This is a genomic window from Guptibacillus hwajinpoensis (assembly GCF_020171785.1).
GTDB classification, from domain to species: domain Bacteria; phylum Bacillota; class Bacilli; order Bacillales; family Guptibacillaceae; genus Guptibacillus; species Guptibacillus sedimenti.
In genome coordinates this window covers 1-12,605 of record NZ_JAIVAE010000023.1, presented here as the reverse complement: position 1 = coordinate 12,605, position 12,605 = coordinate 1, and the positions used below count along the sequence as shown (strand labels likewise).

At 42.4% G+C, this 12,605-nt stretch carries 13 protein-coding genes, 2 tRNA genes and 1 other RNA gene; 15 read left to right on the top strand and 1 reads right to left on the bottom strand.

Annotated features, from left to right (window positions below):
* Positions 1-699 precede the first annotated feature (699 nt).
* The 7 genes from hppD (at position 700) to LCL91_RS21640 (ending at position 7,213) form a co-directional block, all read left to right on the top strand.
* Complete coding sequence (gene hppD, locus LCL91_RS21670; protein ID WP_224885537.1) at positions 700-1,806, top strand: 4-hydroxyphenylpyruvate dioxygenase; 1,107 nt, start codon at positions 700-702, stop codon at positions 1,804-1,806.
* Positions 1,807-1,847: 41 nt separating this feature from the next.
* On the top strand, positions 1,848-2,477 hold the full coding sequence (locus LCL91_RS21665) for a flavin reductase family protein (protein ID WP_224885535.1): 630 nt from the start codon (positions 1,848-1,850) through the stop codon (positions 2,475-2,477).
* Positions 2,478-2,482: 5 nt separating this feature from the next.
* Positions 2,483-3,412: a fumarylacetoacetate hydrolase family protein gene (locus tag LCL91_RS21660; RefSeq protein WP_224885533.1), complete on the top strand. Its 930-nt coding sequence runs from the start codon at positions 2,483-2,485 to the stop codon at positions 3,410-3,412.
* On the top strand, positions 3,375-4,532 hold the full coding sequence (locus LCL91_RS21655; RefSeq protein WP_425589710.1) for a homogentisate 1,2-dioxygenase: 1,158 nt from the start codon (positions 3,375-3,377) through the stop codon (positions 4,530-4,532). The genes LCL91_RS21660 and LCL91_RS21655 overlap by 38 nt, the downstream gene beginning before the upstream one ends.
* A 106-nt stretch (positions 4,533-4,638) precedes the next feature.
* A tRNA-Arg gene (locus tag LCL91_RS21650) sits at positions 4,639-4,714 on the top strand.
* 164 nt (positions 4,715-4,878) lie between these two features.
* Positions 4,879-6,144, top strand: coding sequence for a hypothetical protein (locus tag LCL91_RS21645; protein WP_224885529.1), 1,266 nt, complete (start codon positions 4,879-4,881; stop codon positions 6,142-6,144).
* An 82-nt stretch (positions 6,145-6,226) separates the two neighbouring features.
* Complete coding sequence (locus LCL91_RS21640; RefSeq protein WP_224885527.1) at positions 6,227-7,213, top strand: hypothetical protein; 987 nt, start codon at positions 6,227-6,229, stop codon at positions 7,211-7,213.
* Between the two features lie 35 nt (positions 7,214-7,248).
* On the opposite strand, the gene LCL91_RS21635 is transcribed toward LCL91_RS21640, so the two are convergent.
* Entirely contained in the window at positions 7,249-7,872 is a 624-nt protein-coding gene (locus LCL91_RS21635; protein ID WP_224885525.1) for a cysteine hydrolase family protein, read from the bottom strand.
* 88 nt (positions 7,873-7,960) lie between these two features.
* Between LCL91_RS21635 and tadA the strand changes: the two genes are divergently transcribed.
* The 8 genes from tadA (at position 7,961) to LCL91_RS21595 (ending at position 12,361) form a co-directional block, all read left to right on the top strand.
* Positions 7,961-8,491: a tRNA adenosine(34) deaminase TadA gene (gene tadA / locus LCL91_RS21630; protein ID WP_224885523.1), complete on the top strand. Its 531-nt coding sequence runs from the start codon at positions 7,961-7,963 to the stop codon at positions 8,489-8,491.
* 33 nt (positions 8,492-8,524) lie between these two features.
* Positions 8,525-8,617, top strand: a tRNA-Ser gene (locus LCL91_RS21625).
* A gap of 99 nt (positions 8,618-8,716) precedes the next feature.
* An RNA gene (ffs, locus tag LCL91_RS21620) (signal recognition particle sRNA large type) lies at positions 8,717-8,983 on the top strand.
* A gap of 141 nt (positions 8,984-9,124) precedes the next feature.
* Positions 9,125-10,816 (top strand): DNA polymerase III subunit gamma/tau, encoded by a 1,692-nt coding sequence (gene dnaX / locus LCL91_RS21615; protein ID WP_224885522.1) that lies wholly within the window; start codon positions 9,125-9,127, stop codon positions 10,814-10,816.
* Between the two features lie 41 nt (positions 10,817-10,857).
* The gene (locus LCL91_RS21610; protein ID WP_098445890.1) at positions 10,858-11,178 is read left to right on the top strand and encodes a YbaB/EbfC family nucleoid-associated protein; all 321 of its coding nucleotides are present in this window, start codon (positions 10,858-10,860) and stop codon (positions 11,176-11,178) included.
* Positions 11,179-11,189: 11 nt separating this feature from the next.
* The gene (gene recR / locus LCL91_RS21605; RefSeq protein WP_160921685.1) at positions 11,190-11,786 is read left to right on the top strand and encodes a recombination mediator RecR; all 597 of its coding nucleotides are present in this window, start codon (positions 11,190-11,192) and stop codon (positions 11,784-11,786) included.
* Between the two features lie 17 nt (positions 11,787-11,803).
* The gene (locus tag LCL91_RS21600; protein ID WP_098445653.1) at positions 11,804-12,019 is read left to right on the top strand and encodes a YaaL family protein; all 216 of its coding nucleotides are present in this window, start codon (positions 11,804-11,806) and stop codon (positions 12,017-12,019) included.
* A 75-nt stretch (positions 12,020-12,094) separates the two neighbouring features.
* Positions 12,095-12,361 carry a pro-sigmaK processing inhibitor BofA family protein gene (locus LCL91_RS21595; RefSeq protein ID WP_098445654.1) on the top strand — a complete coding sequence of 89 codons (267 nt, stop codon included), beginning with the start codon at positions 12,095-12,097 and terminating at the stop codon, positions 12,359-12,361.
* Positions 12,362-12,605: the final 244 nt, after the last annotated feature.

Genomic DNA, 12,605 nt, shown 5'->3' with positions numbered 1-12,605 from the left:
GACTCGCAGAAACTGCGATATTTCACTCTTTCACCAGAACACAAAAAGCGTGTTCTCGTTCAAGAGTTCCAATATCTCCGTTTCTAAACGCTCGTCTCCGCTTTTCGTGAGATCCAGCTACGACTCGCAGAAACTGCGATATTTCACTCTTTCACCAGAACACAAAAAGCGTGTTCTCGTTCAAGAGTTCCAATATCTCCGTTTCTAAACGCTCGTCTCCGCTTTTCGTGAGATCCAGCTGCAGTGGGCCAAATCTTCCGGCTGTTTCACCCTTGAGATTGAGACAAAAAGCGTCTCATTCCCAAGGGCTCCAACATCCTACGGATTTAAACGGCCCGCTTCCGCTTTTTATGATCCAGCTGCAGCGCCCAGCCTCTCGATCGCTTCACCCTATAAAATGAACACAAAAACCGTGTTCTTTTTATAGGGCTCCAGCGCTTGTCGAGGCTAAACGGGCGCTTCCGCTTTTCGTAGATCCAGCTGCAGTGGGCAGACACTCGGTCACTTCACCTTTTCATCCGAACACAAAGAACGTGTTCAAATGAAAAGGCTCCAGTGCCTGCCGTGTCTAAACGCCCACTTCCGCTTTTCATTTAATGCGTTATGGCTTTAGCAGGTGTTCTTGAAAGGAAATGGAAAAAGCTATACGTTTAAGCTGAGTGACAAACTATTCTTGGAGGGATGATTGTGCAGGAGCAAATGTTGAATCAAAATCAACAGGAAACGGCTGATTTTTTCCCGGTACGTGACGTCGATTATTTGGAGATTTATGTTGGAAATGCGAAACAGGCGAGTCATTATTTTTGTAAGGCATTTGGATTTAAGCCCGTTGCTTATTCAGGACTTGAGACAGGGGATCGTGAAAAGGTTTCTTACGTATTGCAACAGAATAATATCCGCCTCGTTTTATCAGGCGCACTGTCGAATGATCATCCAATTGCAGAGTTTGTTAAATTGCACGGGGATGGCGTGAAAGATATTGCTCTTACTGTAGAAAATGTTGATAGCGCTTACAAAGAAGCTGCTGAGCGAGGCGCGATTGAGCTAAGCCCACCTAAAGAATACAAAGATGAGAACGGTGTTGTAAAAATGGCCGTTATCGGCACGTATGGTGATACGATTCATACGTTAGTTGAACGTAAAAACTACTCTGGGCTTTTTCTGCCAGGATACAAAAAGTTTGAAGGGACAATTCCGGCGAAGGAAACAGGCTTGCTCGGCATTGACCACTGCGTTGGAAACGTAGAATCAATGGAAGAGTGGGTTTCTTATTATGAGAATGTGATGGGCTTTAAACAAATGATACATTTCGATGATGAAGACATTAGCACGGAGTATTCTGCATTAATGTCGAAGGTGATGCACAACGGGGGACGCATTAAATTCCCGATTAATGAGCCTGCAAACGGGAAGCGGAAGTCGCAAATTCAAGAATACCTCGATTATTACAATGGCCCTGGCGTTCAGCATATTGCCGTCTTAACGAATGATATTGTTGATACCGTTGGAAAACTTCGTGATGGTGGTGTTGAGTTTCTTGAAACGCCAGATGATTATTATGATGTGCTCACTGAGCGAGTAGGTGAGATTGATGAAGAGATTAGTAAACTTCGTGAGTTGAAGATCCTGGTGGATCGTGATGATGAAGGGTATTTATTGCAAATTTTCACAAAGCCTGTTGTCGATCGACCAACCTTGTTTATTGAGATTATTCAGCGTAAAGGTGCAAAAGGGTTTGGGGAAGGTAACTTCAAAGCATTATTTCAGGCGATTGAACGAGAGCAGGAACGTAGAGGCAACTTATAGAAGTTAGCTTCAACCTACTATAAGAAGGAGTTGCCTCACTCATGAAAGTTCAACCCGATACATTAGCCTGGAAAGAGGCTTATAAATTATTAATTGGATCTGTCCTTCCTCGTCCAATTGCTTTCGTCTCCACGATAAATAAAGTGGGCGAAGTAAACCTGGCGCCTTTTAGCTTTTTTACAGGCATTTGTGCTGACCCCATGATGGTTTGTTTTGCGCCAATGCGTAAAGCGGGAGAAGGCGATAAGAAGGATACCCTTTTAAATATTGAAGAATCTAGAGAATTTGTGATTAATATCGTTGGTGAAAAAATTGTCGAGCAAATGAACGAGTGCTCAATACCTTTTCCAAAAGGAACAGATGAGTTTCTTGAATCAGGTCTCACAAAAGCTGAAAGTGATCTGGTTAGCCCTCCCAGAGTGGAAGAGAGTGACGTGCAGCTCGAATGTGTTCTTGATCAAATTGTGGAGTTTGGTGATCATGAAGGCTCGGGTAGCCTTGTTATTGGCAAAGTAGTGATGGTGCACGTACGTGATGCATTATATCGGGATGGGAAGATAGATACAGCGATGCTCCAACCGGTAGGACGACTCGCTGGTCAAGAGTATACGAGAGCGGTAGCGGATACCTTTACATTAATTCGCAAAACATCTCCTGATGGAAAGAGCTGAGACGATTGAAGTTCGTTACTTTCGAAGTAGATGGGAAAACACAGGCGGGTATTTACAAAGACTCACGTATTATCGGATTACATGACGCTTCTAACGGAATTATTCCAGCAGATCTCGTGAGGATTATTATTGATTATCCTCAGTACCAACCGCTCATTGAGCAATGCCGCAATGGAGATTACGCGCTAGAGGATATCACGCTATATGCGCCTCTTCCTCGTCCAACGAGCATCAGAGATTTCTACGCCTTTGAAGAGCATGTGGTCACTGCAAGGGGGAAAAGAGGACTTGATGTTGTGCCTGAGTGGTACGAGATTCCAGTTTTCTATTTTTCAAATCATCTTGCTGTCAAAGGTCCAGAAGATGTTATCCTACGTCCCAAAGCATGTGAAAAGTTAGACTATGAACTAGAAATTGCCTGCGTCATTGGGAAGGAAGGTTGCAATATTAAAGCAAGTCAGGCGAAAGACTACATTTTCGGTTTTATGATCATGAATGACTGGAGCGCACGTGATCTGCAAGCACAAGAAATGAAAGTAGGCTTAGGGCCAGCAAAAGGAAAAGATTTTGCTACTTCTTTCGGCCCGTTTCTTGTTACGGCTGATGAGTTCTCTCTTGATCAAAGAAAGCTTGATTTGCATATGGAAGCGTTCGTAAATGGCGAGCGTTATTCCTCGGGAAATGCGAAAGAGATGTATTATTCCTTTGGCGAGCTCATTGAACAGGCTTCACGTAATGTGACCTTATATCCTGGTGAAGTAATCGGTTCAGGTACGGTTGGAAGCGGGTGTATTCTTGAACAATCGGGACGTGAATTCCTTAAGCCTGGTGATCGAGTTGATTTGTCTATTGCTCATCTAGGCACACTTTCAAATGTCGTTGGAGAGGAGGATGCACATGGTTTACTATCGGACGATGGGGGAGATACCGTCTAAACGTCACACCACTTTTAAAAGAGAAGACGGATCCTTATACCGGGAACAAGTGATGGGGACGAAGGGGTTTTCAGGAATCCAATCGATTTTGTACCATCACCATTTTCCAACAGCAGTAACGGAAGCAACTTTTATAAAAAAGACAACGCCTGAGTATGAGGCAGAATCTGCGCTACGTCATCGTCATTTCCAAACAGCACAATACGACAAAAAGGGCGATGCAGTTGTCGAGCGGTGTTATTTCCTGGGTAATGAGGATGTGATCCTCGGTGTGGTAAACCCAACAGAGCCGATGGACTATTTTTATCGAAATGGTGACGGAGATGAGCTTTTCTTTATCCACCATGGGTCAGGCAAAATTGAGTCGATGTTTGGGGAGCTCTCTTATAAACCGGGCGACTATATCGTTATGCCAATCGGAACAATCTACCGTGTTATTCCAGACGGAGAAGATAACCGTTGGCTCGTAATAGAAGCAAACAGTGCGATTACGACACCGAGAAGATACCGAAATGAATACGGTCAGCTGATGGAACACAGTCCTTTCTGCGAACGTGATATTGATGGTCCTGAATGCCTTCTATCATATGATAAAAAAGGTTCGTATGAAGTTGTGACAAAAACACGTGGTGGATTGCATCGTCATATGTTCGATCATCATCCGCTTGATGTTGTTGGCTGGGATGGCTATCTCTATCCATGGAAGTTCAATATTAATGATTTTGAGCCGATTACAGGGAGAGTTCATCAGCCTCCGCCAGTCCATCAAACCTTTGAAGGGCATAACTTTGTCGTCTGCTCCTTCGTACCAAGGCTCTATGACTATCATCCAGATGCTATTCCAGCACCATATTTTCATAGCAATGTTGATAGTGATGAAGTGCTTTACTATGTAGAAGGAAACTTCATGAGCCGAAAAGGCATCGAGGAAGCTTCGATTACGCTTCATCCTTCAGGCATTCCACACGGGCCACATCCGGGGAAAATTGAGGCAAGCATCGGCAAAAAAGAAACGCTCGAGCTTGCAGTCATGATCGACACGTTCCGACCGCTTAAAGTCATCGAACAGGTGCAGCAGTATGAAGATGAGACTTATATGAAGAGCTGGGTCACGGAATAACAAATTGGGGAAATGAACGGACATCGCGCGATCCATCGATCGCGCGATAATTATTTTGCACGATGCTTTTGCTTTATAAGATTTTGCTGTATAATGTTAGTCATTCGGCCCCGTAGCTCAGGGGATAGAGCAACGGTTTCCTAAACCGCAGGTCGGAGGTTCGATTCCTCTCGGGGCCACCATTTAAATCCTTATATGATAAGGGTTTTTTATTTTGTCTTTTCCCTCCATTTCCTACCTTCATATTTTTATACCACTTTAACGATATGCACAACTACATAAAAGGAAACACAGCCATGGATAGCGAAAGAGTAACCAACGATTCAGCGGAAATGAGTGGATTGGTATGGGAAAGCGTAAATGGCTTGCGCTCATTGTTCTGTTAGGAGCGGTATTTATTACGTTTACAGTCATTGGAAAGGACAAGAGTGTACCCGATGACGTTTTAACTGTGGAAAAGGTTGAGGACATCGGTCCTTATTTTATACAGACAACTCCTGGGCTTGAACTCGCGATTCAGTCTGGAGACTATCAATCATTAAAAGATATGCCACTGCGAGATGATTTTAAAATAAACTTGGATGGCGTCTGGTATTCTCGACATAACGTCTATGTTTTCTATCATGTGGATGTGTCGAATAGTGAATTTGTCCTAACAAGAAATAGAGAAGCTCTTCCGAAAATCGATCAGCTTGTGATGGACGATTCTTCTGGTGAAGTTTCTAGATTGGAACTCGTTGAAACAGAAGAAGGTGTTCTATTTGGTGATCACTATTATATGAAGGGAACGTTTCAATCTGTCGCTCATTCCAAGACGAACGAACCACTTCGGAATTGGAACGGGGCACTTACAACCATTGTAAGTGGAAATCGTTCAGCTAAGATTAACGTCCCTATCTCTTATGAATATAAAAAGGAAACAAAGAATACGAAACAAATTAATGAGACAAAGAGATTTGACGATACTACAGTAACTGTTTCTCGCTGGGAGGAGACGGCTTCTGATTGTCGGCTCATAGTAGAGATCGATTCTCCTTTTCCGACAATCGCTCATATTGAATTGATGGTTTCCGCCAATGAGAAAGAGATAGCACCGTTATTAGTGGAGGAGCTAAGCGGCGGGCAATACTCAGCTTCTTTTACAGCTGGAACGAAGCTACCTGAAGCTATTCACCTCGATGGGCTGATTGCCAACTTTTCAAAGGAAGTAAGATTTGATGTTGATCCAAATCAGTACGAAATCTATAAGCAGATTAAAGAATCAACGTACACACATCAGTTAGCCGAGCCGATTCAATCGATTTATGGATCTGATATAGTTAAAGATACACTCTTTTATAACGAGGACGGTGTCACTTTTAACTTATTGGTGAATTCAGTTGTTTCTGAAGCGCCATACGTAAATATGAAGTATAAAAAGCAGGTCAAAATCGAAGCGATGAATGAAAAGGAAGAAATTCGCAATCTAAACTTACTTGATAGGGAGCGAGATCGAATTGTATTCATGATTGATCGTGGTTTCTATGAAAGGTCTCAAAGCATTCAAGTTACTATCACAAACCTACCTGTGTATGTGAAAACAGACTGGACGATTAATGCATATTATAAGTAGGAAACATTGTTAAAAAATGCAAGCTAAAGAGACCTAAAGGTGATATGATAGAAGTAGTTTGGAGAGTTGGGAGGATTTTAAGTTGGACGATTGGAAAGGGACATTGGCTGAATTATTTCGTGCCGTTGGGATCAATCTTAAATCAGAGCTTTCTCCCGTGATTGATGGTTTACAATCCGTATTCGCAGATAATCCGTGGGGACAGCTTTTCTTATTATTACTTATCCTTCTCATCGCTGCTCAGGGTATGAGTGCGATTGCTCGGCAATATGACCGTGCTTTTAGGCAAACGATTGAGCGGAAGATGGAAACTAATTCACATCTACATAATTTTTTTAAAGGGTTCTTGCATCATAAACGTTCGGAAGGGTGGATGCATGATGCGGCCTGGCAGCAAAAAGAGCTGCAGCGTTTTGACTTATATGAGCTTGAATGGTTAAAAGCAGAGCTTGCGAAAGCAGAAAATGACTTTCGCGATTATCGTCCTCAAACTTTTTTAGCAGGCATTCTTTTTTCGATAGCCGTTCTTTTTCTCATTTGGTACTATGATTGGACGATTTTTGAAAAAGACATTCTAACCATTTTGCTACCTGTTCTTATTGTCACATGGTGTATGGGGCTTGTTTTCTATAAAGTGGGGATTAAAAAACGCTTCTATCAATCTTTAAATACAAGTGTCCAATTGGCGATGTCGACGAAAAAGGTTCAGGATGTGATGATGTATATTGACTCTGATCTAAAGCGATATAAAACAGAGCGTGTGTCGACTGACGGAGGGTATTATGAAGTTGTTCGCTGCATGACCTGTCTTTATCATTCAAAGTATCTTGAAGAAGTGCGCTTCCAGATCAATGACACGACCCTTACCTTTACAGCGAAAGAGCGTGTGATTGAAGTAACTGTGAATAGTGGGTACAGCCATTCCTTTTTAATTGATCGTCTTGAGTTTAGAGATGGCTACTGTCAAAGCCTTCGTAAAGGCAGCAAGCTTTTCGATGATAAGTTAATGGTCACTTATTTAAATGCTGCCTTTGAGCAAAGACCTGCTTACTTTCAAACAAGCTCTTAATGATTGCCCCCTCTTCTCAAGAAGAGGGGCTTTTTTTAACCTTCATAAGCTGTTGTTGTATTTCGTTGGTTCGCCTTTTCAATAAGCTTGTCTAAGTTTAATTCACTTGAAGCCTGGGTGTTGGCTTTTAAGTTTCCTTCCATTAAACGAAGAGCATAATCATTATCCTCTTTAACGTTAGACGCACAGCAATCGGATGGAATATAAAGATCATATTCTCTCATGTATGCATCATTTGCTGTAAACAACACACAAATGTTTCCGGCAAAACCAGTTAAAATAAGGGTGTTAACGTTTAAGTATTTCAGTAGGGTTGAAAGTGGTGTTGAAAAAAAGCCAGAGTGCTTTGGCTTAACGACTGTGTAATCATCATCTTCAGGCTCCAATCGATCAACAAGGTGTTGGCCATTTGCCTCTGCAGCATAGTTAATCACCTTTTTGAAATCAGATTGCCATAAGCCGTAATTATCATTAACATAGATCACAGGCATACCTTTTGCTTTTGCCTGTTCTTTTAACGATTTAATATTGTCAGCTGCTTCCTCTGTGTATCTTGCTAGAAGTTCAGCATCTTCAAAATCCATGGTGTTGATTACATCGATTAATAAAAGTGCAGCGGAAGTGTCTTGATGACTATGTTCAATATGTTCTTTACCCATGTGAACTCCTCTCCTTTAAATAAATTGGAATAATATGTAGTTTACCCAAACCGTTCATAGATAAAACGACCGTTATGGAGGGAAAGAAATGCAGAATCAACTTGAAAAAGATGAGTATTTTATGCGACTCGCAATGGCGGAAGCGGAGAAAGCTTCCGCTATAGGAGAAGTACCAATTGGTGCAGTCATTGTAAAAGAAGAAAAAGTGATTGCGTCAGCTTATAACCTTAGAGAAACGGAACAACGAGCCGTTGCGCACGCTGAGTTACTTGCGATTGATGAAGCATGTCGGAAAGTAGGGTCATGGCGTTTAACAGACTGCACGCTCTACGTTACGCTCGAACCTTGTGCTATGTGTAGCGGCGCCATTGTGTTGTCACGAGTGGAGCGAGTGGTGTATGGTGCTACTGATCCAAAAGGTGGTTGTGCGGGTACGTTAATGAATCTTCTTGATGACGACCGATTTAATCATCAAGCCGCTGTCACGGCTGGTGTATGTGAAGAGGAATGTGGAACAATGTTATCGACATTTTTTCGCCAATTACGATTAAAACAAAAAGAAGAAAAGCGTCGAAAGAAGGAACAACTATCATTCATTGAAAATCCTGAAAAGACATGATATAGTCTTTTTGTCAGTGAGACAACGATTGATGGAGGCGTACCCAAGTCTGGCTGAAGGGGGCTGACTCGAAATCAGTTAGGACGTTCACGCGTCGCGGGGGTTCAAATCCTCTCGCCTCCGCCATTTACATTTAATGGAGTATTTGGCCTGTTGCTAAAATGGTCGAAATGCGATATACTTTATCTTGCACCATTCGAGTGCACAACATTATTATCAAATTTGCCGTGCTAGGTGGGGAATTAGCGGTGCCCTGTACTCGCAATCCGCTATAGCGAGACTGAATCCCTTCCCGAGGTTTAGCCACTGCAGGGTCTGACCTGAATAAGTGGTGTTGACATTCGGGTCCTGCGCAACAGAGTCCTATGAATCCTGTCAGGTCCGGAAGGAAGCAGCAGTAAGTAGGTACCCTCTGTGTGCCGCGGGAGTGCCCGGATCGAGCTAACTGTTCAGGTAACGCCTGTGGTGGCTTTATCGAAGGAAGGTGCACGGTTTACTTAATTTAAATGCTCAAACTCACTCTTTTAAAAGGGTGAGTTTTTTAGTATCGTTTTGGTAGGATTGTCTTTTGAATTAAAGGCGATGAAACGGTATAATAGAAACGTATGAAGAGGTTAGGAGGAGAGTAGGCGAATGAGTTATCAAGCGCTATACCGCGTTTGGCGACCGCAAACGTTTGAAGATGTGGTTGGTCAAAAGCATGTTACAAGAACAATTCAGAACGCACTCATGCAGCAAAAAATCTCTCACGCCTATTTGTTTACAGGACCTCGAGGAACGGGAAAAACGAGTGCTGCCAAAATTATTGCGAAGGCGATTAACTGTGAGAAGGCACCAGTAGCTGAACCGTGCAATGAATGTTCAGCGTGTCTTGGCATCACTGATGGATCAATTTCTGATGTCATAGAAATTGATGCGGCTTCTAATACAGGGGTCGACGACATTCGTGATATTCGCGATAAAGTGAAGTATGCACCAAGTTCTGTTTCTTATAAGGTGTATATCATAGATGAAGTTCACATGCTTTCAACGGGAGCGTTTAATGCTCTTCTTAAAACATTAGAAGAACCTCCAAAGCATGTGGTGTTTATCCTTGCAACGACGGAGCCTCATAAAATTCCATTAACAATCATTTCAAGGTGTCAGCGTTTTGATATGAGAAGGATAACAGCGCAGGACATTGTGGGACGGTTACAAACCATTATTCATGCGCAGGATATTGAGGTAGAAGAAGATGCTCTTTATCAAGTCGCTCGAGCAGCAGATGGCGGAATGCGAGATGCTTTAAGTATTCTTGATCAGGCGATCTCATATAGTGAGGCGGAAGTTGTATTAGATGATGTGCTTGCTGTAACAGGAAGCGTGTCTCAAAAAATGATTTCAAAAATCGCATTGGCTTTCCATCATAAAGATGTGGCGGAAGCATTGAATGCAGTGGAAGAATTAATGGATCACGGGAAAGATGCTGCACGTTTCCTTGAAGATCTGATCTATTACTATCGTGATTTATTACTTTATCAAACGGCCCCTCAGCTTGAAGAGGTTGTTGAACGAGTGAAAATTGATGAAACGTTTCAGCAGTTAGGTGACCAATCAGCGAAAGATTGGATCTACAAGGTGATCGAGACGTTGAATCGTAGTCAGCAAGAGATGAAGTGGACAAACCATCCGCGGATTTTCCTTGAATTAGCTCTCGTACAAATTTGTCAGGATGAAACCAGCAGTCAGAGTCAACCTGCTCAAGATCAGAGCGAATTGCTTGAACGTATTCAGAAGCTTGAGGGTGAACTGAAGACACTGAAAGAGCAAGGTGTTACGGTTAAACAAGAAGAAACAAGTGAACCGAAACAGAAGAAACAATTTAAACCTTCTAGACAGAAATCTGGTGTATCTCATGGTAGAATAAAAGAGATGCTGAAGAAAGCGACCAAGCAGGATTTAATGAAAGTAAAAAGTGTGTGGGGCGAAGTGATGGAGAACGTCCGTCAGGAAAAAGTCTCTGCTCACGCCTGGTTAAAGGATAGCGAGCCAGTGGCAGCTACCGATAACTCCTTCTTGCTATCTTTCCAGTACGATATGCACTGCCAGATGGCAACGAAAGACAACATTCGTGGTACGCTTGAACAAGTACTTTCACGGACGATCGGCAAACAGCTTGAAATGGTTGCTATAGTCGAAACAGAATGGAAGGAAATCCGCGCTGAGTTCTTGAAGACAAGAGATGAACCAGAACCCGACGAAAAGGGTGGGGAGCCAGCAGAAGATCCATTAATTGCTGAAGCAAGACGCCTTGTTGGCGATGATATATTAGATATTCAAACTTAAACTGAACGATAACTAAGGAGGAATTTTTTATGAAACGTGGTATGGGTGGCGGAGGAAACATGAATAACATGATGAAGCAAATGCAGAAGATGCAGAAGGATATGGCAAAGGCACAAGAAGAACTGAAAGACAAAGTCGTTGAAGGTTCAGCTGGCGGCGGCATGGTTCTTGTTAAAGCGAATGGCCATAAAGAAATTCTAGAAGTTATTGTAAAAGAAGAAGTTGTGGATCCAGATGACATCGATATGCTACAAGACCTTGTTCTTGCTGCAACAAATGATGCGCTACGTAATGTAGATGAATTGGTTAACAAAGACATGGGTAAATTTACGCAAGGGCTTAATATGCCAGGAATGTTTTAGGGGGAACGCAGGTGCATTATCCTGAACCAATCTCAAAACTGATCGACAGTTTTATGAAGTTGCCGGGAATCGGACCAAAAACGGCGGTCCGCCTGGCTTTTTTCGTTCTTGAAATGAATGATGATGACGTGCTTGATTTCGGAAAGGCGTTAGTCAATGCGAAGCGTCAGCTAACGTATTGCTCTGTTTGTAATCATATTACTGATACGGATCCGTGTCGGATCTGTTCAGACACTCATCGTGATGAAACCGTTATTTGCGTCGTTCAAGATGCGAAAGATGTCATCGCTATTGAGAAGATGAAAGACTATACGGGCCTTTATCACGTGCTTCATGGCGCTATTTCTCCTGTTGAAGGAATTGGTCCCGAGGATATTAAAGTGCCAGAGCTTTTGAAACGTCTACAGGATGATAAGGTGACGGAAATCATTCTTGCCACAGATCCTACAATTGAAGGGGAAGCAACTGCAATGTATATTGCTCGTCTTGTAAAACCAACAGGGATTCGGATTACTCGTATTGCTCACGGCCTTCCTGTAGGTGGCGATCTTGAATATGCTGATGAGGTCACCCTTTCTAAAGCAATGGAAGGTCGTCGTGAATTGTAGCGTCAGGAGGAAACAAAATGTTTTTCAAACGTAGAGGCTATTTACGCAAGGAAGCTGATGAGCGTTTGATTCAGACGCTATATGAATTAAAAGAAGTATGGAACAAACAGAAAGAAATTGTAGAGCGTAGCGTAGAACCCTCTGGGGCAGTTCTTGCTAAGCTGAAAGTTGATGAAGCGAAATACTTCTTTCTATTAAAAGAAGCGAAACGAAGAAAGATAAGAATGGGATAGTTCAAACTTCCCGTTCTTTTTTATTTGGACAGACATATGATTTAGTAATTCTGAGAAAAAGAGCGGAGGCCCATTATGGATCCAAAACTCATTATTGGTTTATTTGTCCTAAGTATTGTTTTGCTTCTTTTCGTAGGGGCGCCACTGAAACCGTTGCGTTGGATCGGACAGGGATTAATCAAGCTTGCGATCGGAGCGTTACTATTGTTCTTTCTCAATACGTTCGGAAGTCCTTTTGATTTGCATGTTCCTATTAATCCAGGAACTGCTGTCGTTACCGGATTCTTAGGTATTCCTGGTCTTGTAGCACTTGCTGCCATACAGCTTATTATCATAGGGTGAAACAAAAGGATCCTATAATAAAAGGGTCCTTTTTGTTTTTCTGAAATAAATTCAAATAAGGGGTTGCATATCAAAGATAACCCTGATATAGTTATATAGGTCGCCGCAACAACGCGGTTGACACGAAAAACAATTTCAAAAAAGTTGTTGACGCCAACTGAGTTAATATGGTATATTAATAAAGTCGCTGAAAACGACATTGAAAGAAACGAATTGCTCTTTGAAAACTGAACGAAACGCCATG